This window comes from Streptomyces sp. NPDC041796 (assembly GCF_055590785.1).
Genome location: NZ_JBVJAH010000014.1, coordinates 156,926 through 181,472 on the forward strand (window position 1 = coordinate 156,926; position 24,547 = coordinate 181,472).

The 24,547-nt window shown below is 71.5% G+C and carries 23 protein-coding genes and 1 rRNA gene; 8 read left to right on the top strand and 16 right to left on the bottom strand.

The annotated features are described in order from the left end of the window. Positions 1-14 precede the first annotated feature (14 nt). Entirely contained in the window at positions 15-1,772 is a 1,758-nt protein-coding gene (gene argS / locus ACZ6C1_RS27055; RefSeq protein ID WP_469244058.1) for an arginine--tRNA ligase, read from the top strand. 58 nt (positions 1,773-1,830) lie between these two features. On the opposite strand, the gene ACZ6C1_RS27060 is transcribed toward argS, so the two are convergent. After that, positions 1,831-3,372 carry a helix-turn-helix domain-containing protein gene (locus ACZ6C1_RS27060; RefSeq protein WP_469244060.1) on the bottom strand — a complete coding sequence of 514 codons (1,542 nt, stop codon included), beginning with the start codon at positions 3,370-3,372 and terminating at the stop codon, positions 1,831-1,833. 298 nt (positions 3,373-3,670) lie between these two features. Between ACZ6C1_RS27060 and ACZ6C1_RS27065 the strand changes: the two genes are divergently transcribed. The 4 genes from ACZ6C1_RS27065 (at position 3,671) to ACZ6C1_RS27080 (ending at position 7,062) form a co-directional block, all read left to right on the top strand. Then, positions 3,671-4,402 carry a DUF4232 domain-containing protein gene (locus tag ACZ6C1_RS27065; RefSeq protein WP_469244062.1) on the top strand — a complete coding sequence of 244 codons (732 nt, stop codon included), beginning with the start codon at positions 3,671-3,673 and terminating at the stop codon, positions 4,400-4,402. Between the two features lie 118 nt (positions 4,403-4,520). Next, on the top strand, positions 4,521-5,417 hold the full coding sequence (locus ACZ6C1_RS27070; RefSeq protein WP_469244063.1) for an NAD(P)-dependent oxidoreductase: 897 nt from the start codon (positions 4,521-4,523) through the stop codon (positions 5,415-5,417). 104 nt (positions 5,418-5,521) lie between these two features. Then, positions 5,522-6,301, top strand: a complete 780-nt coding sequence (locus ACZ6C1_RS27075; protein ID WP_469244065.1) for a hypothetical protein — start codon at positions 5,522-5,524, stop codon at positions 6,299-6,301. Positions 6,302-6,333: 32 nt separating this feature from the next. Beyond that, the gene (locus ACZ6C1_RS27080; protein ID WP_469244067.1) at positions 6,334-7,062 is read left to right on the top strand and encodes a DUF4253 domain-containing protein; all 729 of its coding nucleotides are present in this window, start codon (positions 6,334-6,336) and stop codon (positions 7,060-7,062) included. A 3-nt stretch (positions 7,063-7,065) separates the two neighbouring features. On the opposite strand, the gene hemB is transcribed toward ACZ6C1_RS27080, so the two are convergent. The 6 genes from hemB to ACZ6C1_RS27110 form a co-directional block, all read right to left on the bottom strand. Then, positions 7,066-8,064 carry a porphobilinogen synthase gene (gene hemB / locus ACZ6C1_RS27085; protein ID WP_469244069.1) on the bottom strand — a complete coding sequence of 333 codons (999 nt, stop codon included), beginning with the start codon at positions 8,062-8,064 and terminating at the stop codon, positions 7,066-7,068. A 182-nt stretch (positions 8,065-8,246) separates the two neighbouring features. After that, positions 8,247-9,911 carry a bifunctional uroporphyrinogen-III C-methyltransferase/uroporphyrinogen-III synthase gene (locus tag ACZ6C1_RS27090; protein ID WP_469244071.1) on the bottom strand — a complete coding sequence of 555 codons (1,665 nt, stop codon included), beginning with the start codon at positions 9,909-9,911 and terminating at the stop codon, positions 8,247-8,249. Beyond that, positions 9,908-10,903: a hydroxymethylbilane synthase gene (gene hemC / locus ACZ6C1_RS27095; protein WP_469244073.1), complete on the bottom strand. Its 996-nt coding sequence runs from the start codon at positions 10,901-10,903 to the stop codon at positions 9,908-9,910. The genes ACZ6C1_RS27090 and hemC overlap by 4 nt, the downstream gene beginning before the upstream one ends. Then, complete coding sequence (locus tag ACZ6C1_RS27100; RefSeq protein ID WP_469244075.1) at positions 10,900-12,246, bottom strand: glutamyl-tRNA reductase; 1,347 nt, start codon at positions 12,244-12,246, stop codon at positions 10,900-10,902. The genes hemC and ACZ6C1_RS27100 overlap by 4 nt, the downstream gene beginning before the upstream one ends. Continuing rightward, positions 12,243-13,019 (bottom strand): redox-sensing transcriptional repressor Rex, encoded by a 777-nt coding sequence (locus tag ACZ6C1_RS27105; RefSeq protein ID WP_064070093.1) that lies wholly within the window; start codon positions 13,017-13,019, stop codon positions 12,243-12,245. Before ACZ6C1_RS27105 ends, ACZ6C1_RS27100 begins: the two co-directional genes overlap by 4 nt. A gap of 495 nt (positions 13,020-13,514) precedes the next feature. Continuing rightward, complete coding sequence (locus tag ACZ6C1_RS27110) at positions 13,515-13,781, bottom strand: glutaredoxin family protein (RefSeq protein WP_469244077.1); 267 nt, start codon at positions 13,779-13,781, stop codon at positions 13,515-13,517. A 101-nt stretch (positions 13,782-13,882) separates the two neighbouring features. On the opposite strand from ACZ6C1_RS27110, the gene ACZ6C1_RS27115 reads away from it, so the two are divergent. The 3 genes from ACZ6C1_RS27115 to ACZ6C1_RS27125 all read left to right on the top strand — a co-directional run bounded on the left by ACZ6C1_RS27115 (position 13,883) and on the right by ACZ6C1_RS27125 (position 17,377). Further along, complete coding sequence (locus tag ACZ6C1_RS27115) at positions 13,883-14,788, top strand: HAD family hydrolase (protein ID WP_469244079.1); 906 nt, start codon at positions 13,883-13,885, stop codon at positions 14,786-14,788. A gap of 381 nt (positions 14,789-15,169) precedes the next feature. Further along, complete coding sequence (locus ACZ6C1_RS27120) at positions 15,170-15,949, top strand: ECF subfamily RNA polymerase sigma factor, BldN family (protein WP_084907479.1); 780 nt, start codon at positions 15,170-15,172, stop codon at positions 15,947-15,949. Between the two features lie 222 nt (positions 15,950-16,171). Then, positions 16,172-17,377, top strand: a complete 1,206-nt coding sequence (locus ACZ6C1_RS27125) for a DUF5667 domain-containing protein (RefSeq protein ID WP_469244081.1) — start codon at positions 16,172-16,174, stop codon at positions 17,375-17,377. Positions 17,378-17,454: 77 nt separating this feature from the next. On the opposite strand, the gene ACZ6C1_RS27130 is transcribed toward ACZ6C1_RS27125, so the two are convergent. From ACZ6C1_RS27130 to rrf, 9 genes are all read right to left on the bottom strand, one after another. Then, on the bottom strand, positions 17,455-18,552 hold the full coding sequence (locus ACZ6C1_RS27130; RefSeq protein ID WP_469244083.1) for a lysophospholipid acyltransferase family protein: 1,098 nt from the start codon (positions 18,550-18,552) through the stop codon (positions 17,455-17,457). Between the two features lie 17 nt (positions 18,553-18,569). Beyond that, a complete protein-coding gene (locus ACZ6C1_RS27135) occupies positions 18,570-19,640 on the bottom strand; it encodes an NAD-dependent epimerase/dehydratase family protein (protein WP_469244085.1) in 1,071 nt (356 codons plus the stop codon). A 170-nt stretch (positions 19,641-19,810) separates the two neighbouring features. Further along, entirely contained in the window at positions 19,811-19,909 is a 99-nt protein-coding gene (locus ACZ6C1_RS27140; protein WP_003948845.1) for a 30S ribosomal protein bS22, read from the bottom strand. Between the two features lie 152 nt (positions 19,910-20,061). Beyond that, a complete protein-coding gene (locus ACZ6C1_RS27145; RefSeq protein WP_064070100.1) occupies positions 20,062-20,274 on the bottom strand; it encodes a helix-turn-helix domain-containing protein in 213 nt (70 codons plus the stop codon). A 128-nt stretch (positions 20,275-20,402) separates the two neighbouring features. Continuing rightward, a complete protein-coding gene (locus ACZ6C1_RS27150; protein WP_469244087.1) occupies positions 20,403-21,218 on the bottom strand; it encodes a phosphatase in 816 nt (271 codons plus the stop codon). Between the two features lie 172 nt (positions 21,219-21,390). Beyond that, positions 21,391-22,566, bottom strand: a complete 1,176-nt coding sequence (locus tag ACZ6C1_RS27155) for an acetoin utilization protein AcuC (protein WP_469244089.1) — start codon at positions 22,564-22,566, stop codon at positions 21,391-21,393. After that, complete coding sequence (locus tag ACZ6C1_RS27160) at positions 22,535-23,698, bottom strand: MFS transporter (protein WP_469244091.1); 1,164 nt, start codon at positions 23,696-23,698, stop codon at positions 22,535-22,537. The genes ACZ6C1_RS27155 and ACZ6C1_RS27160 overlap by 32 nt, the downstream gene beginning before the upstream one ends. Positions 23,699-23,741: 43 nt before the next feature. After that, entirely contained in the window at positions 23,742-24,386 is a 645-nt protein-coding gene (locus ACZ6C1_RS27165) for an HAD family hydrolase (RefSeq protein ID WP_469244092.1), read from the bottom strand. Between the two features lie 69 nt (positions 24,387-24,455). Beyond that, a 5S ribosomal RNA gene (gene rrf / locus ACZ6C1_RS27170) occupies positions 24,456-24,547 on the bottom strand; the annotation flags it as partial.

A 24,547-nucleotide genomic window follows, 5' to 3' on the forward strand; every position in this document is an offset into this window, starting at 1 on the left:
AGGAACGGAAGCTCATGGCCTCGGTCCCTTCCCTCGCTTCGACCGTGCAGCAGCGCCTCGCGGACGCCCTTACGGCAGCCCTGCCGGAGGCCGGCTCCGCCGACCCGCTGCTGCGACGAAGCGACCGGGCCGACTTCCAGGCCAACGGCATCCTCGCCCTGGCGAAGAAGCTCAAGGGCAACCCGCGCGAGCTTGCGACCAAGGTCGTCGGGGCCATCGGCGCCAATGACGTCCTCAAGGACATCGAGGTCTCCGGCCCCGGCTTCCTCAACATCACCATCACCGACAAGGCGATCCTCGACACCCTCGCAGCCCGCGCCGCCGACGAGCGCCTCGGCGTCCCGTACGCCCCGAGCGCCGGCACGACCGTCATCGACTACGCCCAGCCGAACGTGGCGAAGGAAATGCACGTCGGGCACCTGCGCTCCGCCGTCATCGGCGACGCCATGGTCAAGATCATGGAGTTCGCCGGCGAGAAGGTGATCCGCCGCCACCACATCGGCGACTGGGGCACCCAGTTCGGCATGCTCATCCAGTACCTGATCGAGCACCCGCACGAGCTGGACCACAAGGACGCGGACGTCTCCGGCGAGGAGGCGATGTCCAACCTCAACCGCCTCTACAAGGCCGCCCGTGCCCTGTTCGACTCCGACGAGGAGTTCAAGGCCCGCTCCCGCGACCGTGTGGTCGCCCTCCAGTCCGGCGACGAGGAGACCCTCGCCCTGTGGCAGCGGTTCGTCGACGAGTCGAAGATCTACTTCTACTCGGTCTTCAACAAGCTGGACATGGAGATCAACGACCCGGACGTGGTCGGCGAGTCCGGTTACAACGACATGCTCGACGAGACCTGCCGCCTCCTGGAGGAGTCCGGCGTCGCGGTCCGCTCCGAGGGCGCCCTGTGCGTGTTCTTCGACGACGTCAAGGGCCCCGACGGCAACCCCGTCCCCCTGATCGTCAAGAAGTCCAACGGCGGCTACGGCTACGCGGCCACCGACCTGTCCGCCATCCGTGACCGCGTCCAGAACCTCGGCGCGGACACCCTGGTGTACGTCGTGGACGCCCGCCAGTCGCTGCACTTCAAGATGGTCTTCGAGACCGCCCGCCGCGCCGGCTGGCTGAACGACCAGGTGCATGCCGTCCAGCTCGCGTTCGGCACGGTCCTCGGCAAGGACGGCAAGCCGTTCAAGACCCGTGAGGGCGAGACGGTCCGGCTGGTCGACCTGCTGGACGAGGCGATCGACCGGGCGGCGGCCGTGGTCCGCGAGAAGGCCCAGGACCTGACCGAGGACGAGATCGCCGAGCGTGCCGCCCAGGTCGGCATCGGCGCGATCAAGTACGCGGACCTGTCCACCTCCGCGTCCCGGGACTACAAGTTCGACCTGGACCAGATGGTGTCGCTCAACGGCGACACGTCCGTCTACCTCCAGTACGCGTACGCCCGGATCAAGTCGATCATCCGCAAGGCCGGCGACTCCAAGCCCGCCGCCCACCCGGACCTCGCCCTGGCCCCGGCCGAGCGCGCCCTGGGCCTGCACCTGGACCAGTTCGCCGAGACCCTTGCCGAGGTCGCGTCCTCGTACGAGCCGCACAAGCTGGCCGCGTACCTGTACCAGCTGGCGTCCCACTACACGACGTTCTACTCGGAGTGCCCGGTCCTCAAGGCGGACACCCCGGAGCAGGTCGAGAACCGCCTGTTCCTGTGCGAGCTGACGGCCCGCACCCTCCACCAGGGCATGGCCCTGCTCGGCATCCGCACCCCCGAGCGCCTCTGACCCGAGCCATGACCGGTCGCCGCACCCCACGGATGCGGCGACCGGAACAGCCCCGTCCTCAGCCTTCGTCCGGCACGTGCGGGACCCACCCGCTGCCGCCGAGGGGATAGTCGAAGGCCGGACGGCCGCCGATGGCGCTCGTGGCGAACGGCCGCCCGTGGTCGTCGACCTTCAGCGTCCCCCGACGGCTCCCGCTGCTCCACTCCAGCTCCAGGTACCAGCGCACGGAGTGCCCGGCCGTGTGCGCGGTGACCCGCAGCATCTGGGGATCGCTCGCCGACACCTTGTACGGGAAGTCCCCCGCCGGGATCTCCCTGTCCCCCTGCCGCCCGGCGACGGGCACGGTGTGCGGACGCGCCACGTCCAGGTTGATGTCGAGGCTCTTCGGCGTCATCTCGCCGCCGCACCCCACACCCATGGTGTACGCGTTCCAGGGCAGCGGCGCGCTCTTCTCCACCACCCGTACGTGCAGCGCGTGGAGCACCACCGTGTCCTCGCCGCTGCCCTGCACGGCGAGCTCCATCAGCATGTCCCCGCCGGGCGCCCCGCCCAGGGCGGTCACCCAGCCCCGCGCGTCCTGTTCCGAGGGCGGCGGCGGAACCTGCGCGGGCGGCCGGTCCACCACGTACACCTGACCGCACGGATCGGGCCAGACATAGGGCCGTACGTCGACGGTCAGCGGTACGGCCCGGTCGCGCGGCCGGTCCGGTACCGCCGCCCCGGGGGCCGGGGCCCCGGACGGCGCGGCGGACGGCGGGGTGCCGCCGGCGGTCGGGGTGGGCGCGCCGGCCGGGACGGAAGCGGACGGCGAGGGTGCCGTGGACGTGCTCGGGCGCGGGCCCGGGTGCGGGGAGCCGGACGGGCCGGCGGCACCGGAGGCCGCGGCGCGCCCGGCGGGGCCCGCCGTGGTGTCGGCGCCCTGCGGGTGCCCGGAGTTCAGGGTCACGGCGAGCGCGGTGGTGGCGGTCAGCACGACGACGGCCGCCGCGGCGGCCACGAGCCTGCCCCGCCGCCGGGAGCGGTGCGGGCCGGACACCGCCGGGGACGCCGGCGCGAGCACGGCGACGGGTTCGTCACCCGGATCACCCGAAGAACCGTCCAGGTCCCTCGAACCCCGCCCGTCCTCACCCGAAGAACCGTCCAGGTCCCTCGAACCGCGCCCGTCCTCACCCGAAGAACCGTCCACGCCCCCCGAACCGCGCCCGTCCTCCGAAGCGTCAGCAGCGGCCGTCACAGGCTCGTTCACGCCCTCCCGCCCGGCGGCCGGGGGCTCCTCCGTTCCGGGGGCGGTGCCGTCCCGCCGCTCGGGGGGCGACGCCTCCGCGGCCGCCCCCTGCGCCGGGGCGCGCCCGCGCCGCCGGGCGTCGTCCGCGACGATCCATCGCCGGTGCAGCGCCACCATCTCGTCGCGGGACGCCCCGCACAGCCGCGCGAGCCGTTCCACGGGGGCGAACTCGGTCGGTACGGCGTCCCCGTTGCAGTAGCGGTGCAGCGTCGACGTGCTCATGTGCGCCCGCTTGGCGAGCGCGCCGTAACTGAGCCCGGAGCGCTCCTTCAGCCCGCGCAACGCCTCCGCGAAGCCTTCCGTCTCGGTCCCCACCCCAGCCGTCCCTCCACCGCACCATCCCGGAACAGCGTTCCAGGCACTCAACGAACCCGCAGGTCAAAGCCGTTCCAGCGTTCCAGCGTTCCCCATTGTCCCGTGCCGATTGCCCGTGGATCACACCGCCCGGCACGGTGTGTCCAGCACCACCGGAGAGGGGGACAGCGATGCGGCCCCACCGCCGCCTCCACCTCGTCGACGCCTGCGCGACCGGCGTACTGATCGCCTGCACGGCCGTCGTCCTCGTACTGATCAACCGTCACTGACCACCACCCACGGGGGAGAACGAACCACCATGCGCACCTTCCGGACCCGCACCACCGCCGCCGCCGCGACCGCCCTCCTGGCCGCGCTGTCGCTCACCGCCTGCCAGAACGACGACCCCACGGCCGCGGCCGGCCCCACGTCGTCCGCCGCACCGGCGACCCCGGCCCCCGACGCGACGCCCCCCGGCCGGACTGCCGGCGGCACGTCCGCCGAGCCGGACACCGGCAACCCGGGCCACGCCAAGGGCACCGCGAAGCCCACCGCCGCCACGACCGGCTCCACCGGCACCGGCCAGGGCAGCGGCGGATCGGCGGGGGCGTCCGACGACGGCCCCGTCACCGAGCCCTGCGGAACCGACGTCAAGGTCACCTACACCGCCGTGAGCCGCCCCCTGAACCATGGGCTGCTCACCCTGACCAACACCGGCTCCACGCCGTGCGACGCCTACCACGCGCCACTGCTCCGCTTCGACGACTCACAGGCCGCCACCGGCGTCAACGACGGCAGCAAGCCGCAGGCCGTGGTCACCGTGGGCCCCGGCGAATCGGCCTACGCCTCCATCACCCTGGCCGCGGCCGACGGAAGCGGCAGCGAGGGCCGGACCGCCCGCAAGCTCGCCGTACACTTCGCCCCGCGCAGCGGCGAGGGCTCGACGGACGCGGCCCCGGCCGTGGTGACGCTTCCCACGGGCACGTACACCGACAGCTCCGCGAAGGTGACGTACTGGCAGAGCTCCATGGACGACGCGCTCATGTACTGACCTGTGTCACTCACCATCCGGTAAGTACCTCACCAAATAGTCGGTACTTGTGGGTGGTTCAGGGGCGGACAAGGATCGAGGCATCCCACCGGCAAACCCCTCCCCAAGGAGCCGTGCCATGCCCGCGTCCACGTCCGCCCCCACCGCCCCCGTCACCGCCCCGGTCTCCGTTCTCGGCCTCGGCATGATGGGCACCGCCCTCGCCACCGCCCTCCTCGGAGCCGGGCACCCGGTCACCGTCTGGAACCGTTCGCCCGCCAGGAGCGCCCCCCTCGTCGCCCAGGGCGCCCTCGCCGCCGAGACACCCGCCGACGCGGTGACCGCGAGCCCCTTGGTCGTGCTGTGCCTCCTCACCAACGACAACGTCAAAGAGGTCCTCGACACCCTGGGGGACACCGTCTGCGGCCGTACCCTGGTCAACCTCACCAACGGCACCCCGGCCCAGGCCCGGGAGCTGGCCGCGTGGGCCGCCGAACACGGCGCCCAGTACATCGACGGCGGCATCATGGCCGTACCGCACATGATCGCGGGCCCGCACGCGTACGTCTTCTACAGCGGGGACGAGCAGGCCTTCCAGACCCACCGGGCCACCCTCGCCGCCCTCGGCGGCACCACGTGGACCGGCACGGACCCCGGCCTGGCGGCGCTGTACGACCTCGGCCTGCTCACCGGCATGTACGGCATGGTCATCGGCGTCCTCCAGGCCTTCGCCCTCGTCCGCACCGAGAACATCCCGGCCACCGAGTTCGCCGAGCCGCTCGTCGCCTGGATCCAGGCCATGCTCACCGGCGCCCCCGAGTGGGCCAGGGCCATCGACTCCGGCGAGCACCTCACCGACGTCTCCAGCATCGCCGTCAACCAGGCGGCGTTCCCCAACTTCCTCACCACCTACCGCGACCAGGGCATCAGCGGTGAACTCTTCGAACCCTTCCAGGCCCTCCTGGACCGTGCACTGGCGGACGGCCACGCCGCCGACGGACTGTCCCGCCTCGCGGACCTGCTCCGAAAGAAGTGAGCCACCTGTGACCCACCTGCCCCCATGCGCCCCCGTTGCGCCCACCGCCGGGGGCACCGGCCGGGACAGGATGCCAGCGCTGACCCGGCCGGCAGGAGGAACGGATGCACGGCAAGACCCGCTTCGAGGACATCTACGACCGCCCCGACCCGCGCGCCTACTTCACCCGGCTGGCGCCACTGTCGTACGAGATCCCCCACCACGCCCAGGCCGTGTTCCGCCGCACCGTCGCCGAACGGGCGGAACCCGGCCTCACCGTCCTCGACCTGTGCTGCTCGTACGGCGTGAACGCCGCCCTGCTCAACCACGACCTGACCCTCGCCGAGCTGTACGCCCACTACACCGGCCCCGGCGCCCGGCGCCTGACGACCGCGGAACTCATCGAACGCGACAAGGAGTTCTACGCCGCCAGGCGACGGCCCGACGCCGTCCGCGTCCTCGGCGTCGACATCGCCGGGAACGCCCTCGACTACGCCCACGCGGTCGGCCTCCTCGACGCCGTCCACGCCGACAACCTCGAAGAGCACGCCCCCACCCCCGCACTGGCCACCGCGATGGCCGACGTGGGACTCATCACCCTCACCGGCGGGGGCAGTTACCTCAGCCGCCGCACCTTCGCCGCACTGCTCGAATGCGCCCGGCACCCGGTCTGGGTGACCGCGTTCGTGCTGCGCACGGTGCCGTACGCGCCCATCGCCGCCTGCCTCGCCGGCTTCGGCCTCACCACCCGCACCGACGCCGAACGCACCTACCCACAACGCCGCTTCACGAGCCTTCAGGAACGGCGTGCCGCGATCTCCGCCCTACGCCTCGCGGGTCTGGACCCCACGGGCAGGGAAGCGGACAACCGCTACCACGCCGCCCTGTACGAATCGCGTCCCTGAGGATTGTCAGTGGCGGCACCTATGGTCGTTCCATGGTCATCAACCCGAACGCGCTGGGCCTGGACCTGCCGCCCGGCACCCCGCGCGTCCAGCCCTCGCTCTGGTACGCGGACGAACCCGCCACGCCCGACACCTGGGCACGCCTCCTGCCCGCCCGGGAAGCCGCAGGCATGCAGCCCGTGCTGCTCACCGAGACCCAGTATTTCCACACCACCCAGGTGGCCGACCCCGACGACCACGACCCGGCCACGACACTGGCCGACCTCTGGGCCGAGCTCGCGCAGGAGGAAGAGGACGCCGACACCGTTGCGCCCTTCTCCGCCACCTGGCCCGGCCTGGCCCCGCCCGGCGAGGGCGGCACCGACCCGGACGACACCGCCGCCCGCGTCACGGCCGAACTGACCGGCGACGACGACTGGTTGAAGGGAGCCCGCGGCGCCCTGGTCCCGGCCCGCCGCAGCGCCGACATCCCGGCCGTCCTCGGCTGGGGCGGCGCCACCAACCACACCGACGCCGTCCGGCTCTCCGCCGTGCTCCGCTCCTGGGAGGACCGGTTCGGCATACGGGTCGTGGGCCTGGGCCCCGATCTCCTCACCGTCTCCGTCGCCGCGCCGCCCCGCACGATGCCCGACGCCCTCGCCGTGGCGGCCGAGCACTACGCCTTCTGCCCGGACAACGTCTGGGACGGGTACGAAACACTCCACGCCTACGCCGCCGAGGAGGTACTCGACCGCCACGAGTGGACGTTCTGGTGGGACTAGGACCTAGGACCTTCCGAGCCGCTGGGCGACCTCGGTCGCCCAGTAGGTGAGGATCATGTGGGCGCCCGCCCGCCTGATGCCCGTCAGGGACTCCAGGATCGCCTTGTCGCGCTCGATCCAGCCCTTCTCGGCGGCGGCCTCGATCATCGCGTACTCACCGCTGATCTGGTACGCCGCGACCGGCACGTCCACCGCGTCGGCGACCTTCGCCAGCACATCCAGATAAGGCCCGGCCGGCTTGACCATCACCATGTCGGCGCCCTCTTCCAGATCGAGCGCCAGCTCCCGCATCGACTCGCGCACATTGGCCGCGTCCTGCTGGTACGTCTTCCGGTCGCCCTTCAGTGACGACCCGACCGCCTCACGGAACGGCCCGTAGAACGCAGACGCGTACTTCACCGAGTAGGCGAGCACCGCCACGTCCTCCTTGCCGATGGTGTCCAGGGCGTCCCGGACCACCCCGACCTGGCCGTCCATCATCCCGCTGGGCCCCACCACATGGACGCCCGCGTCCGCCTGGACCTGCGCCATCTCGGCGTACCGCTCCAGGGTCGCGTCATTGTCGACGCGCCCCTCCGCGTCGAGAACCCCGCAATGCCCGTGATCGGTGTACTCGTCGAGACAGAGGTCCGACATGATCACCAGATCGTCCCCGACCTCGGCCCGCACGTCGCGAATGGCGACCTGAAGGATCCCGTCAGGATCGGTGCCGGCGGTCCCGAGCGCGTCCTTCTTGGCGTCCTCCGGCACGCCGAAGAGCATGATCCCGGACACCCCGGCCTCGACCGCCTCCACGGCGGCCTTCCGCAGCGTGTCCCGCGTGTGCTGCACGACCCCGGGCATCGCCGAGATCGGCACCGGCTCGCTCACGCCCTCGCGCACGAACGCGGGCAGGATCAGATCGGCCGGATGCAGCCGCGTCTCCGCGACCATCCGCCGCATCACGGGAGTCGTCCGCAGCCGCCGCGGCCGCGAACCGGGGAAGGATCCGTACGAAGTCATACGCCCACGCTACGCCCGCCTCACCCGTGCTCTTGCCGACAGCGTGCCGGAAGGCCCCGCCCGGCACCCGCGCCACCAGAAGCCGTGCGGGGTCACCGGACGGGCGTCACGGCGACGCCCCCGCACAAGGGCGACGCCCCCGCACATGGGCAGCGCCCCGCACAAGGGCGCCGCCCCGACCGTCAGGTCGTACGCCTCCGCCGCGCACCCGGGCGCCGCTCGCTCGGCCGGGTGACCGGGTCGCCGGCCTCCACGGCCGCGGCCCGGCGCCGGAGCCCGAACTCGGCCAGCGCCTCGGCCAGCTTGTGCACGGACGGCTCCGGCGACAGCACGTCCACCCGCAGCCCGTGCTCCTCCGCCGTCTTGGCGGTCGCCGGACCGATGCACGCGATCACCGTCACGTTGTGCGGCTTGCCGGCGATGCCGACCAGGTTCCGCACCGTGCTCGACGACGTGAACAGCACCGCGTCGAACCCACCGCCCTTGATCGCCTCCCGCGTCTCGGCCGGCGGCGGCGAGGCGCGCACGGTCCGGTAGGCGGTGACGTCGTCCACCTCCCACCCGAGCTCGATCAGCCCGGCGACCAGCGTCTCCGTGGCGATGTCGGCCCGCGGCAGGAAGACGCGGTCGATCGGGTCGAAGACCGGGTCGTACGGCGGCCAGTCCTCCAGCAGCCCGGCCGCCGACTGCTCGCCGCTCGGCACCAGGTCCGGCTTCACACCGAACTCGACCAACGACGCGGCGGTCTGCTCGCCGACCGCCGCGACCTTGATCCCGGCGAAGGCACGGGCGTCGAGCCCGTACTCCTCGAACTTCTCCCGCACCGCCTTCACCGCGTTGACCGACGTGAAGGCGATCCACTCGTACCGCCCGGTCACGAGCCCCTTGACCGCGCGCTCCATCTGCTGCGGCGTACGCGGCGGCTCGACGGCGATGGTCGGGACCTCGCTCGGCACGGCGCCGTAGGACCGAAGCTGGTCGGAGAGCGACGCCGCCTGCTCCTTGGTGCGCGGCACGAGGACCTTCCAGCCGAACAGCGGCTTGGACTCGAACCACGCGAGCTGGTCGCGCTGGGCGGCGGCGCTGCGCTCACCGACCACGGCTATGACGGGCTGGTGCCCCTCGGGCGAGGGCAGCACCTTCGCCTGCTTGAGCACCTGCGCGATCGAGCCGAGCGTCGCCGTCCACGTCCGCTGCCGGGTGGTCGTACCGGCCACCGTCACGGTCAGCGGGGTGTCGGGCTTACGGCCCGCCGACACCAGTTCACCGGCCGCGGCCGCCACGGAGTCGAGCGTCGTCGACACGACCACCGTGCCGTCCGAGGCGCCCACCTCCGTCCAGCAGCGCTCGCTCGCGGTCCGCGCGTCCACGAAGCGCACGTCGGCGCCCTCCGCGTCCCGCAGCGGCACACCGGCGTACGCCGGCACACCCACGGCCGCGGCGACACCGGGCACGACCTCGAAGGGAATGCCCTCCGCGGCGCAGGCGAGCATCTCGGCACCCGCGTTGCCGTCGAGCCCCGGGTCACCGCTCACCGCACGGACGACCCGCTTGCCGCCCCGCGCGGCCTCCATGACAAGATTGGTCGCATCCCTCAACACGGGGACCCCGGCGGGCATTGACGCGTCGTCAACGACCGTCAGCTCAGGCGTGCTCACGCCCGCCCGCGCATGGCCGCGTACGACGTCGAGCACATCCGGCTCGGCGATCAGTACGTCAGCGCCTGACAGGGCCTCGACGGCGCGCAGGGTCAGCAGCCCCGGATCACCGGGTCCGGCGCCCAGGAAGGTGACGTGCCCGCACGCGGAGAACGCGGAGGAAGCCTTGGATGCAGTGATGGGGCTCAAAGTGCTCGCTCCCCCATAAGACCGGCCGCACCCTTCGCCAGCATCTCGGACGCGAGTTCGCGACCGAGCGCGACAGCGTCGCCGTGCGACGTGGGTACGGGACCGGTGGTGGACAACTGCACCAGCGTGGAGCCGTCGGTCGTGCCGACGACGCCCCGCAGGCGCATCTCATGAACAACCTGCGCATCGGCCTGGGGGTCCTCCCACTCGAGCGGAGCCGAGAGTGGGGGAAGGTCGGCCAACGCACCCACGGGTGCGGAGCAGCCGGCCTCCAGGGCGGCGAGCAGGGACCGCTCGGCGGTCACGGCGGCCCGGGTGTGCGGGTCGTCGAGCTCGGCGAGCGCGGCGGCGAGGTCGGTGTTCGCCGCCGTGCACTCGATCGCCAGCGCGCCCTGGCCGGGCGCGGGCAGAACGGTGTCGACCGACAGGAAGTCGGTGACCTCCTCACTACGCCCGATGCGGTTGAGCCCGGCCGCGGCGAGTACCACCGCGTCCAGCTCCCCGTTGCGTACGTAGCCGATGCGCGTGTCGATATTCCCCCGAATGGCGACGCACTCGATCTCCATGCCGTGGGCCCGCGCGTACGCGTTGAGCTGCGCCATGCGCCGCGGCGAACCGGTACCCACGCGGGCACCGGCCGGAAGCTGCTCGAACCGGAGGCCGTCGCGGGCGACCAGCACGTCACGCGGGTCCTCGCGCCGCGGGATCGCCGCGAGCACCAGGTCGTCGGGCTGGGCGGTCGGCAGGTCCTTCAGCGAGTGCACCGCGAAGTCGACCTCACCGGCGAGCAGCGCGTCGCGCAGCGCGGTGACGAAGACGCCGGTGCCGCCGATCTGCGCGAGGTTCTCGCGGGAGGTGTCGCCGTAGGTGGTGATCTCCACGAGCTCCACGGGGCGCCCGGTCAGCTGCCGCACCGCGTCCGCGACATGGCCGGACTGGGCCATGGCGAGCTTGCTGCGCCTGGTCCCGAGTCTCAATGCCCTCTCGGTCATACTCGCCCTCTATTCGGGTCGTTCATGTCGGCCCGGCTGACGGAGGCGACCGTCTCCGGGTCGAGGTCGAAGAGTGTGCGCAGCGCGTCCGCGTACCCGGCGCCGCCGGGCTCGCTGGCGAGCTGCTTGACCCGCACGGTCGGCGCGTGGAGGAGCTTGTCCACCACACGGCGCACGGTCTGGGTGATCTCGGCGCGCTGCTTGTCGTCCAGGCCGGGCAGCCGCCCCTCCAGCCGGGCCATCTCCCCCGCGACGACGTCGGCGGCCATGGTGCGCAGCGCGACGACGGTGGGGGTGATGTGCGCGGCGCGCTGGGCGGCGCCGAAGGCGGCGACCTCGTCGGCGACGATGCCGCGCACCTGGTCCACGTCGGCGGCCATCGGCGCGTCGGCGGAGGCGTCGGCGAGCGACTCGATGTCGACGAGCCGGATGCCCGCCAGCCGGTGCACGGCGGCGTCGATGTCGCGGGGCATGGCGAGGTCGAGCAGCGCGAGCGGCGCGGTACGCCCCGCGGTCGCGCTCTCCACGGCCGCCCCGGTCAGCACCAGCCCGGTGGCCCCCGTGCAGGACACGACCACGTCGGCACGTGTCAGTTCGTCGCTCACGGCGGTCATGGCCACCGCACGCGCGGCCACCCCCGTACCCCCGGGCTCGGTCAGGATCTGTACGAGCCGTTCGGCACGCTCCACCGTCCGGTTGGCGATGACGATCTCGCCGACCCCGGCGCGCGCGAGCGTGGCGGCGGCCAGCGAGGACATCGACCCGGCGCCGATGACGAGCGCCCGCTTGCCCTCGGCCCAGGCGGCGACGTCGCCACCGGCGGCCAGTTGCTCCAGCCCGAAGGTGACGAGCGACTGACCGGCCCGGTCGATGCCGGTCTCGCTGTGGGCCCGCTTGCCGACCCGCAGGGCCTGCTGGAACAGGTCGTTCAGCAGCCGCCCGGCGGTGTGCAGCTCCTGCCCGAGCGCGAGGGCGTCCTTGATCTGGCCGAGGATCTGGCCCTCGCCGACGACCATGGAGTCCAGCCCGCACGCCACCGAGAAGAGGTGGTGGACGGCCCGGTCCTCGTAGTGCACGTACAGGTAGGGCGTGAGCTCCTCCAGCCCGACCCCGCTGTGCTGGGCGAGGAGGGTGGACAGCTCGGCGACGCCCGCGTGGAACTTGTCCACGTCGGCGTACAGCTCGATGCGGTTGCAGGTGGCCAGGACGGTGGCCTCGGCGGCCGGTTCGGCGGCGAGGGTGTCGTGGAGCAGCTTGCCGCGCGTGTCGGAGTCGAGGGAGGCCCGCTCCAGCACGCTGACGGGGGCGCTGCGGTGGCTGAGACCGACGACGAGGAGGCTCATGCCGGCATCACGGCGGGCATGTCCCCGTCAGGTCCCTTCCGGCCCTCGGCGGGCGTGGCGGCGGCCGCGTCGCGGACGACCGGAGGCAGGACCGCCTCGCCGCCCGTCTCCTCGCCGGCCTTGCGCTGCTCGTGGAAGGCGAGGATCTGCAGCTCGATGGAGAGGTCGACCTTCCGTACGTCCACGCCGTCGGGCACGGACAGTACGGTCGGCGCGAAGTTCAGGATGGAGGTCACCCCGGCGGCGACCAGCCGGTCACAGACCTGCTGCGCGGCGCCGGCGGGCGTGGCGATGACGCCGATCGAGACGCCGTTCTCGGCGACGATCTTCTCGAGGTCGTCGATGAACTGGACCGGCATGCCCGCGACCGGCCTGCCCACCATCGAGGGGTCGGCGTCGATCAGGGCGGCGACGCGGAACCCACGGGACGCGAACCCGCCGTAGTTGGCGAGGGCGGCGCCGAGGTTACCGATACCGACCATGACGATCGGCCAGTCCTGGGTCAGCCCCAGCTCACGGGAGATCTGGTAGACGAGGTACTCGACGTCGTAACCGACGCCACGGGTGCCGTACGAGCCGAGGTACGAGAAGTCCTTGCGCAGCTTCGCGGAATTGACCCCCGCCGCCGCCGCGAGCTCCTCGGAGGAGACCGTGGGTACGGAGCGCTCCGACAGTGCGGTGAGCGCCCGCAGATACAGCGGAAGCCTGGCGACGGTGGCCTCGGGGATTCCTCGGCTACGGGTCGCCGGTCGGTGTGTTCGGCCAGTTGCCACGGTGCTCCTGCGGGATGAGCGGGGCTGCAGGCGGCCATACGTACCAAGACCGCCCCGTCGACAGCAGGCTATGTCTTTGTGAACGCGTGCACAAAGATGGTGTCCATTTTGTCCGCGCAAAGTGACCGGGCTCACGCGAATCGTTCGCGCCATCCCGGAACCGAGGGGAACCTCAGTCCGTTCGCGAGCCGCAGGGGACAAAGCCGTACACACTCCTCATGACCACGCCCCCGAAGCGCAACAAAACGCACACGATGGTAACCGTCTTTCCCAGTCACCCACCGCCCTCAGCCCCGCGGCGCACAGCCGTGGCAGGCCCGCCGAACCCCTGCGGGGCGGCCCGCCACGACCCCTCCTCGCCCGGCGTACGACCGGGGTGAGCCCGGCGGGGCCACGCCCCCACCCGCCGGCAGCCCGCCGCGCCGCGCACGGCACCGCACCACGCCGCACCGCACCACGCCGCGCCGCACCACGCCGCGCCGCGCCGCACGAGCGTCACGCCTCCAGCGCGCGCCGCAGACGACCGGCGTCGACCTTCCAGAACGTGTGCTGCTCGCCGTCCACGAGGACGACCGGGATCTGCTCCCAGTACGCCCGGTGCAGTTCCTCGTCCTGGAGGATGTCCTTCTCCTCCCACACCGCGCCCGTCTCCGCACACACCTGCTGGATCACCACCCGCGCGTCGTCGCACAGGTGGCACCCGGGCTTCCCGATCAGGGTCACCGTCCGCGGACCGGCCTTCTTCTTCGTACGTCCGAACATGCACCCATTCTCCGCCCGCGTCACACCTGCGCCCCACAGAGTTCACGCCATGGCATCCCCACGAGTCGGGAAGGACCGAACACAGTGGCTATGCTCACGACATGGCCGCACTGGGATGGCTCACTCCTCATAGGCGTTCCGCCACCGCGCGCAGCGTGCTGGCGGGCGAAGCGTCGGCCGAGGCCGCCCGCAAGACCTCGCAGCCGGCGCCCGAACCCCTGTTCCCCGTGCCCGGCGACGAGCACGCCGCCGCCTTCTTCGACCTCGACAACACGGTGATGCAGGGCGCCGCGATCTTCCACTTCGGCCGCGGGCTGTACAAGCGGAAGTTCTTCCAGCGCCGGGAGCTCGCCCGATTCGCCTGGCAGCAGGCCTGGTTCCGGCTCGCCGGCGTCGAGGACCCCGAGCACATGCAGGACGCCCGCGACAGCGCGCTGTCCATCGTCAAGGGCCACCGCGTCTCCGAACTGATGACCATCGGCGAGGAGATCTACGACGAGTACATGGCCGACCGCATCTGGCCCGGCACCCGCGCCCTGGCCCAGGCCCACCTGGACGCCGGCCAGAGGGTCTGGCTGGTCACCGCCGCGCCCGTCGAGACAGCGACCATCATCGCCCGCCGCCTGGGCCTGACGGGGGCGCTCGGCACGGTCGCCGAATCCGTCGACGGCGTCTACACCGGCAAACTCGTCGGCGAGCCCCTGCACGGCCCAGCCAAGGCCGAGGCGGTCCGGGCCCTGGCCGCCGCCGAGGGCCTGGACCTGTCGCGCTGTGCGGCGTACAGCGACAGCCACAACGACATCCCCATGCTGTCCCTGGTGGGCCACCCCTACGCCATCAACCCGGACACCAAGCTGCGCCGGTACGCGCGCGAGCGCGAGTGGCGGCTGCGCGACTACCGCACGGGCCGCAAGGCGGCCAAGGTGGGCATCCCGGCCGCCGCGGGCGTCGGCGCCATCGCCGGCGGTACGGCCGCCGCCGTGGCCCTCCACCGCCGCCGCCGCTGACGGCCGCGCCCGGCACCCCGCCGCGCCCGCCTCGCTCCCTCTTCCCCTGCGGCCGCCCTCGGCCGCCCTCCGCCCGCGGCCAATCCGAGCCTCTTACCCCCCTCGGACCCGTGCCAGTCGCCCCGTACGCACTCGGGCACAAGAGATCCCGCACCCAAGCACTTATCGAAGTAATCCGATCAATAACTGGTCACGAAGTGCGACTTGATCAGCCGCGTAGACGCAAGAGAAGCGACTGAATCGATGATTTGAGCAACTCGGCGTAGCGCTCCCTGCACTAAGCGTTATTCTCCTCAGACGCATACGAGACCCCCACCCGTCGCTACGACGGGTGAAAGGTTCCGTACTGCACGTGATGGAAGCTCTGCCTCTGGGAGTCCCGTGTACCCACACGTCGGGGTTGACGCCTCGGGCCTGGCTACGCTCCGCGCGACGGTCATCGACCATCTGCGCGGCTTCGTCCCCACCGCGTACGCCGTCCCGGCCTTCGCCTCACCGGCACTCGCCGGTCCTTGCTATGCCCTCGCCGACGGCGGTGCAGCCGTCGGGAGACGCGGCGGCCGGGGCGGTTCGGGCACCTCGACCACCGCCCGCCGACCCACCGCCGACAGCGACAGCGCACGCATGATGGAACTGGTCGAGCGCGCCCAGGCCGGCGAGGCCGACGCCTTCGGCCGCCTGTACGACCAGTACAGCGACACCGTCTACCGCTACATCTACTACCGCGTCGGCGGGAAGGCGACGGCCGAGGACCTGACCAGTGAGACGTTCCTGCGCGCCCTGCGCCGGATCTCCACCTTCACCTGGCAGGGGCGCGATTTCGGCGCCTGGCTGGTCACCATCGCTCGCAACCTGGTCGCCGACCACTTCAAGTCGAGCCGATTCCGACTGGAAGTGACCACCGGCGAAATGCTCGACGCCAACGAGGTCGAGCGCAGCCCGGAGGACTCGGTCCTGGAGTCCCTCTCCAACGCCGCCCTCCTGGAGGCGGTCCGCAAGCTGAACCCGCAGCAGCAGGAGTGCGTGACCCTGCGCTTCCTCCAGGGCCTGTCCGTCGCGGAGACCGCCCGCGTCATGGGCAAGAACGAAGGTGCGATCAAGACCCTCCAGTACCGGGCGGTCCGCACCCTGGCCCGTCTGCTGCCCGAAGACGCCCGCTGACCCCGTACCCCAACTCACCGTCGGTGACGCCTCGATGACGCGCTGGTCCGATCATCTTTCGTGCGTAACCCAAGTGCCGAGCCGCTCGTTGTTCGGGATGCAGGCTCCCTGTGGTCACACCCTGACCCCAGCCACTCACTCGTTCGTGTGGATGTGCTCAAGGTGTGCAACCTTCCGGAACCCCCGGGGAGTCGACCGTGATGACGAGAGGAGGTGCCGCCAGTGATCGCGAACGTATCGGCGCACCGGCGGGCGAACGCCTTCGCCCAGGCCCTGGAAGAGCAGGCGGCCGAGCAGCCCGAGGCATCGGTCGAACCGACCGAGCAGGGTCGGCTGTTGGCCCTGGCGAACGGTCTCGCCGAGCTGCGAAAGCCGGAGTTGGACCCCGAAGTGAAGGTGGTGCAGCGAGCCCAGCTCGTCGCCGCCATGGAAGCGATGTTCGCCGAAGGGAGCGCATCCGCGGGCCCTACGGTGCCGGAGCAGCGGGCGGCGACCGGGCGGGGTGCCCACCGGGCCACCGCGCTCCGGAAGTTGCGGCCCCGTTCGCGCTGGTCGAAGGGGCTCGCCGCCGGCGGCCTCACGGTCGGAGTGGCGGCGGGCGCGTTCAGCGGGGTGGCCGCTGCCAGTTCCGACGCCCTCCCCGGTGACTCGCTCTATGGGCTCAAGCGGGGTATGGAAGACCTCAAGCTCGGTATGGCGGACGACGACGCCGACCGGGGCGAGATCTACCTCGACCAGGCCTCCACCCGGCTCAACGAGGCCCGTCGCCTGATCGAGCGCGACCGGTCCGGGGCTCTGGACCATGAGTCCCTGGGTGAGATTCGGCGAGCGCTCAACGGCATGAAGCACGACGCCACCGAAGGCCACCGGCTGCTCCGCCTGGCGTACGAGAAGGGCGGCACCATCGCCCCGATGGCCACGCTCAATTCGTTCGCCCGCAACCACCGGGAGGCCTGGAACGGCCTGCGCGACCGGCTGCCCGTCCAGCTCACCGACGTACGGGACGAGGTGAGCGACGTCTTCGCCGCCATAGACGAAGAGGTCGGGCCTCTCCAGTCCCAGCTGCCGCAACCCCCGGAGCGGAGCGACAGCAGGGGATCCGGCCGGCCGGGCGCCACCGAGGAATCCTCCGGCTCCCGACCGTCCCGCCAGGCCCCGTCCACCCCGGAGTCCCGGCCCTCGGGCAGCAGCAGCAAGCCCGGCCCCTCCGGTTCCGGGTCCGGCGCGGCGAAGGACGACGGCCTGCTCGGCGGCAACACGGGCGGCCTGCTCGAACCGGACCCGACCACGCCGCCCCCGGCCACGGGCAGCGGCAGCGGCGGCGGCAGTAGTCAGCCCTCCGCGCCGCCGGCCCCGGACGTCACGATCCCGCCGATCCTCCCCGGCATCATCCCGGGCCTGGGCATCGACGAGGAAGACGCGAGGTAGCGGACAGACCGATGGGTGGGTGGCCTCCCCGAGGAGGGCACCCACCCATCAGCCGTTCGTCGGAAGAACCAGATTCGTCAGAAGAACACCGACCGCCGCTGCACCAGCAGCTTGTACAGCGTGTGTTGAATCTGTTCCCGCACCTGGTCCGTCAGGTTGAACATCAGCATGGGGTCCTCCGCCGCCTCCGGCGGGAAGTGGTCCGTCGGGATCGGCTCACCGAACTGGATCGTCCACTTCGTCGGCAGCGGCACCGCGCCCAGCGGCCCCAGCCAGGGGAACGTCGGGGTGACGGGGAAGTACGGAATGCCCAGCACCCGCGCGAGGGTCTTCACATTGCCGATCATGGGGTAGATCTCCTCCGCCCCCACGATCGAGCACGGCACGATCGGCGCACCCGCCCGCAGCGCGGTCGACACGAAACCGCCGCGGCCGAACCGCTGGAGCTTGTAGCGCTCGCTGAAGGGCTTCCCGATGCCCTTGAAGCCCTCCGGCATCACCCCGACGACCTCGCCGCGCTGGAGCAGCCGCTCCGCGTCCTCCGCGCACGCCAGTGTGTGCCCCGCCTTGCGGGCCAGCTCGTTGACGACTGGCAGCATGAAGACGAGGTCCGCGGCGAGCAGCCGCAGATGCCGCCCGGCCGGGTGATTGTCGTGCACGGCGACCTGCATCATCAGCCCGTCCAGCGGCAGCACCCCCGAATGGTTCGCCACCACCAGCGCCCCGCCCTCGGACGAGATGTTCTCGATGCCCTTCACCTCGACGCGGAAGTACTTCTCGTACAGCGGTCGCAGCAGTGACATCAGGACCTGGTCGGTGAGCTCCTCGTCGTACCCGAACTCGTCGACCTCGTACTCGCCGGTGACGCGCCGCCTCAGGAACGCCAGGCCGCCCGCCAGCCGCCGCTCCCAGTGGCCGGCGCCCCTGCCGGCCGGGGCGCCCTCTCCGGCATCCGCCCCGTAAGCGTCCGGCGCGGACGGCGCGTCCGGGGCGGGCGCCGCGGGCGCCGCCTCGGACGGCTGCGGCCCCGGTCCTGGCAGCGGGCTCACCGCGCCCTCACCGTTCCGTCGCCGTCCACCGCCGCCCAGTAGGGATCGCCGGCGCCCCGGTCGTGGGGCGGTCCCGTTCGCGCGTGACCGGTCGTCGTCGAACGGAATGACCTTGGCGTCCGCCATCGTTGAATCGCGCTCCCTCATCCGGCGCTGTGAGTCGTCTTCGCACCGCCGCCACCCAGGAACGGCAGCTGCGACGCGGCGATCCGGTCGACCGCCCCCGCGAGGGCCTCCGGCGGCAGTAGGCCGGGGCCGCGGCTGCGCGCGAAGTCCGCGAAGGTCTCCGCGGTCGTGTACTTCGGCTCGAACCCGAGCGTCTCGCGCATCTGCGCGGTGCTGACCACCCGTCCGTGCATCAGCAGCCGGATCTGTTCGGGTGAGAAGTCGGTCACACCGAGCGTGCGCAGCGCCGAACCGATCCATGTGACCGCCGGCATCAGCACCGGAACCGTCGGCCGCCCCAGCCGCCGCGAGCACTGCGAGAGCGTCAGCACCCCGTCACCGGCCAGGTTGAACGTGCCGCTGTTGAGCGTGCCGCGCCGCGGCTCGTGGGAGGCGATCCGCAGGACCTCGATGACGTCGTCCTCGTGGACGAACTGCAGCCGCGGGTCGTAGCCGAACACCGTGGGCAGGACGGGCAGTGAGAGGTACTCGGCGAGCGGGGAGTCCGCCGTGGGCCCGAGGATGTTGGCGAACCGCAGCACGCACACCGCCACATCGGGCCGTCGGCGCGCGAAGCCCCGCACATAGCCCTCCACCTCGACGGCGTCCTTCGCGAAGCCTCCGCTCGGCAGGGACTTCGGCGGGGTGGTCTCCATGAAGACGGCCGGGTCGCGGGGCGCGGATCCGTACACGTTCGTACTGGACTTCACGACCAGCCGGCTGACCGTCGGCGACTTCTGGCACGCGCCGAGCAGCTGCATGGTGCCGATGACGTTGGTCTCCTTGACCACCGTCCGGCCCCCGGCGCCCAGCGGTGTCCCGGTGACATCCATATGGACCACCGTGTCGACCCCGTACTCCGCCAGGACCCGCCCTATGGCGGGCTGGCGGATGTCCGCCCGGACGAACTCCGCGGCACCCAACTGGTGCGCGGGTGGCACGGCGTCCACGCCGATCACCCGCTCCACATCGGGGTCCCGCTGAATCCGGCGGACGAACCTGCCGCCGAGCTGCCGGGCCACGCCGGTGACGAGCACGACCTTTCCCAAGATCAGCGCCTTCCGTTCGGTCCTCGTCCATGCGCCACCGTAGCGGGTGAATGGTGCGCTGTGATGACCGCCGCACCCCCGGAGGTACCTCGTCGGACGCCGCGCCAAACACCGCGGCCCTCCCACCGGAACCGGTGGGAGGGCCGCGATGGCGCACGTACAGCCGTCGCTTACTTCTTGTTGCGACGCTGAACGCGGGTGCGCTTGAGCAGCTTGCGGTGCTTCTTCTTGGCCATCCGCTTGCGCCGCTTCTTGATAACAGAGCCCACGACTACCCTCGCTCACTTCTCGGAACACCCCCGCATGAGCGGGGATCTCGGTGCGGGGCGTCTGGGCCCACACGACCTACGTCGGCCTAGCCTACCGGCCAGAGCGCCGAGCTTGTAATCCGAGGGGTACGTGGGACCCCCACGATCGACCGCTAGGCGGTCTCCACCCCCACAAAGGACTCACGGAGGTACTCGTGAACCGCTTGCTCCGGAACCCGGAATGACCTTCCCACCCGGATCGCCGGCAGATGACCGCTGTGCACCAAGCGGTACACGGTCATCTTCGACACTCGCATCACCGAGGCGACTTCCGCCACGGTCAGGAACTTGACCTCGTTGAGAGGCCTCTCGCCAGCAGCAGCCATGACCCACCTGTACCTTCCGCCCACAACGCCCACCGGCTTCCCCTCCGGTGACTCTTCGTCGCGGTGCGCTCACTCACCAGACTAGGGGCGGGTGATACGAGTGGGGAAGAGGAGCTACCACCGGCCGCCTACTGTGACAGACACGCTCGATTGAGTACATAGCGAGTAAGCGGTCGGTAGTAATCGGACCGCACAGCGTCATCGATCGGGACCGCCACGGACACGCGCCCCTCCGCCTCCCCGACGAACAGCGCGGGGTCGTCCGTGTCGGCCAGGCCGACAGCCTCAATACCCAGCTGACCTGCTCCGCAGACCCATCCGTGGTCTCCGACGACAAGCTCCGGAAGCGGTCCTCCGGCCTCCGCGAGACCCTCCAGAGCGGCCCTGACGGGGAGTGGTGAATGGGTGTGTGCGCCGGGCTCACAACCGGCGCCTTCACTCCCTGGTTCCCGCACCAACGCGACTCCCCGTACGTAGTCAAGGCTGTACGTACGTACGCCGAACCGGGTCGTTATGTCGACACATCGCCCCCTCGCGGGTGTGAGAACGAGACATCCGGCCGCCGACAAAGCGTCTGCGAGCCCGGCGTAGAAACCGAGCAGTCGGTGCGGATGGCCGGTCCCGAGCAGCACCGGCGCCCGCCTGCGGGCCGCCTCCCCGAGCCGCGCGGCGAAGGCGCCGAGCGCGCTCAGCGTCCGCTCCGGGTCGATGACATCAGGTCCGGACCGGTACGCGGGGTCGCCGGAGACCCCGCACTTGTCGGCCATCAGCCGCAAAAGGTCCCGTTCGTCCCACGGCCACCGCGGATCCAGACCGAGCGTCACCCGAGGGTCCCGGGCCGCGAAGAGGCGATAGCTCCGCAGGCTGTCCTCCCGCGAGGTGGCCACCGGGCCGGCCAGCCTGGCCGCCAATAAATGCGCGCGCAGCGCACCGGTACTCAACACCCTGCCGATGCTGCCGCAGCCCGCCCGAAACGGCGCCAGAACAGCCGCAGCACCCCACAGTTGGCGTAACCGGGCGGTGGGCACGACCGGTGGGCACTACCGCGCCGGAGGGGCGACCGCTGCACGGACGGACCCGCCGTCCACGACCCCCTCCCGACCGACCGGCCGACCCCTACGGCAGCAGCCCCCGCAGCGGGAACACCGCCCGCCGCGCCGCCAGCACCGCCTGGTCCAGCCGGTCCGCCGGGTCGTACCCCTCGTCCCAGCCCCGCCACGCCACCGGCCACCGGCCGTCGGTCATCCGCCCCGGCGCCAGTTGCCGCGTCCGCGCGTACACCTCGTCCCGCCACGACGAGGGGATCACCGACTCGGGCTCCACCGGAGCGTCCGCCGCGATCCCCACCAGATGCGTCCAGGACCGCGGTACGACGTCCACGACCGCGTACCCGCCGCCTCCGAGCGCGACCCACCGCCCCTCGGCGTACTCGTGCGCCAGCTCGTGGCACGCCACCTGGACCGCCCGCTGGGCGTCCAGCGACACCGCCAAGTGGGCCAGGGGGTCCTCGAAGTGCGTGTCCGCCCCGTGCTGCGTCACCAGCACCTGGGGCCGGAAGTCCGCCAGCAGCTCGGGCACCACCGAGTGGAACGCCCGCAGCCAGCCCTCGTCCCCCGTACCGGCCGGCAGCGCCACGTTCGCCGCGCCGCCCTCGGCGGGCCCCGCCGCGCCCGTCTCCTCCGGCCACCCGGTCCCCGGGAACAGCGTGCGCGGGTGCTCGTGCAGCGAGACGGTCAGCACCCTCGGGTCCTCCCAGAACGCCGCCTGGACGCCGTCCCCGTGGTGCACGTCCACGTCCACGTACGCCACCCGCTCGGCGCCCAGCTCCAGCAGCCGGGCGATCGCCAGCGACGCGTCGTTGTAGATGCAGAAGCCCGCCGCGGACCCGGGCATCGCGTGGTGCAGCCCGCCCGCGAAGTTCACCGCGTGGGCGGCCTCCCCGCGCCACACCGCCTCGGCCGCGCCCACCGACTGACCCGCGATCAGCGCCGACGCCTCGTGCATCCCGGCGAACGCCGGGTCGTCCATGGTCCCCAGCCCGTAACCCTGATCCGCCGCCCCCGGGTCCGCCGAGGCCGCCCGTACGGCCCCCACGTAGTCCTCGCGGTGCACAAGCCGCAGCGTCGAGTCCCCGGCCGGCTTGGCGGCCACCACGTCCACCTGACGGTCCAGCCCGTACGCCCGCACCAACCCCATGGTCAGCGCGAGCCGCACCGGATCCATCGGGTGCCCGGCCCCGAAGTCGTACCCGGTAAGTGCGTCATCCCACATCAACAGTGCGCGGCCGCTCATGCCCGCCACCGTATCGGTCCGGTTCAACACCGAACCAACGGGCATACCGCAGCGTCACCAGCACCAACACCAGCGGCACCAGCATCGCCCCGCGATAGCTCCACGCGTCCCCCAGCGCCCCCACCAACGGCGACCCGACCAGGAAGCCCAGATAGTTGAAGACGTTCAGCCGTGCCACCTCCGCGTCCCCACGCGCCGCCGCGAACGTCTGCGGCACCAGCACGCTCAAGCCGAACCCCAGCACGGTGAAGCCCGCCACGCCCGCCCACGCCCCCGTCGCCCCGGCCACCACCCCGAACCCGACCGCCGCCAGCACCGCACCACCCCGCACCACGGCCACCGCCCCGAACCTCCGCACCCCGAGGTCCCCGAGCGCCCGCCCCAACAGGGTCGTGACCATATAGGCGTTGTACGGAACCGTCGCCAGCTCCTCCGACCCGCCCAACACGTCCGTCAGGTACTTCGCGCTCCAGTTCGCCACCGTCGAGTCACCGATGTACGCGAACGTCATCACCAGGCACAGAGGCACCAGGACACCCACCGGACGCCCCGCCGGGCCTTGGGCACGCCGCTCACCGTCCCCGTACCACCCGCTCACCGCCAACACCGCCGGCAGCGCCACCACGACGACGGAGAGGTACGAAAGGCCCAACGCCACCCCCCAGTGCACCGCCGCCCACGCCAGCGACGCCCCGACGATCCCGCCCAGGCTGTAAGCGGCGTGGAACCCGAGCATGATGCTGCGCCCGTATGCGCACTGAAGGCTCACTCCGAGCATGTTCATCGACGCGTCCAGCGCCCCGACCGCCAGCCCGAATACCCCCAGGGCCACACCCAGGTGCCACAGCCGCTCTCCCGCCCCCACGCCCAGGAGTGACAGCAGCACGACGGGCTGCGCCCACCGGAGCACCAGGCTCGGCGCCACCCGCCGCACCAGCTTCCCCGCCGCCACACTCCCCACACCGGCGAGGACGGGGACGGCCGCGAGGAAGACCGGCAGCAGGGCGTCGGACATCCCGTACCGGTCCTGAATGGCGGGGATACGCGTCACCAGCAGCGCGAAGGTCACCCCCTGGACGAAGAAGGAGACCGCCAGTGAGCCCCGCCCACGCCGCAACCGCGCATCCGTCATGGCGGCACAGCGTAAGGCGCTCCCCTACTCATGGGTAGATCACTCACGCGAGGAGCCCGGGCAACTCCCGCATGTCGTCGAAGCAGGCGTTCACCCCGGCCAGCTTGTCGGCCGGGGTCATGGCCGTGAAGCCGTACACATCCATCCCGGCCGCCAGGGCCGCCCGTACCCCGAGGGGACTGTCCTCGATGACGACACACCGCTCGGGCGCGACGCCCATCCGCTCGGCCGCATACAGGAACAGGTCCGGCGCCGGCTTGCCCCGTCCCACGTCCTGCGCACTGAAGACGCTGCCTTCCCGGAACCACCGGTCCAGCCCGGTCTTCCGGTGCCCCACCCGGATCCGCTCATGGCTGCCGGAGGAGGCAACGCAGTACGTCACCTCTTCGGCGGCCAGCTTCTCCAGCATCTCCGGCACCCCGGCGACCACCTCCAGCTCCCGCTCGAAGGCGGCGAACACCCGCCCGTGGAAGGTGTCGTCGAAGTCCTCGGGCAGCCGCTGCCCGGTCCTCTCCAGGACCAGATCATGCACTCGGTGCATGGCCGCCCCCATGTAGTCCCGCAGGGAGTCCTCGTACGAGGTGGGGTGCCCCAGCTCCGTCAGGTAGCCGGCCAGGAGGGTGTTGGAAAGCGGCTCGCTGTCGACGAGGACGCCGTCATTGTCGAAGATGACCAATTCATAGCGCATAACCCGACTGTAAACGCAAAAATGCCTCAGTCCCCGGACACTAAGGTCCGGGGACTGAGGCTAAAAATTGTTCGGCGGCGTCCTACTCTCCCACAGGGTCCCCCCTGCAGTACCATCGGCGCTGAAAGGCTTAGCTTCCGGGTTCGGAATGTAACCGGGCG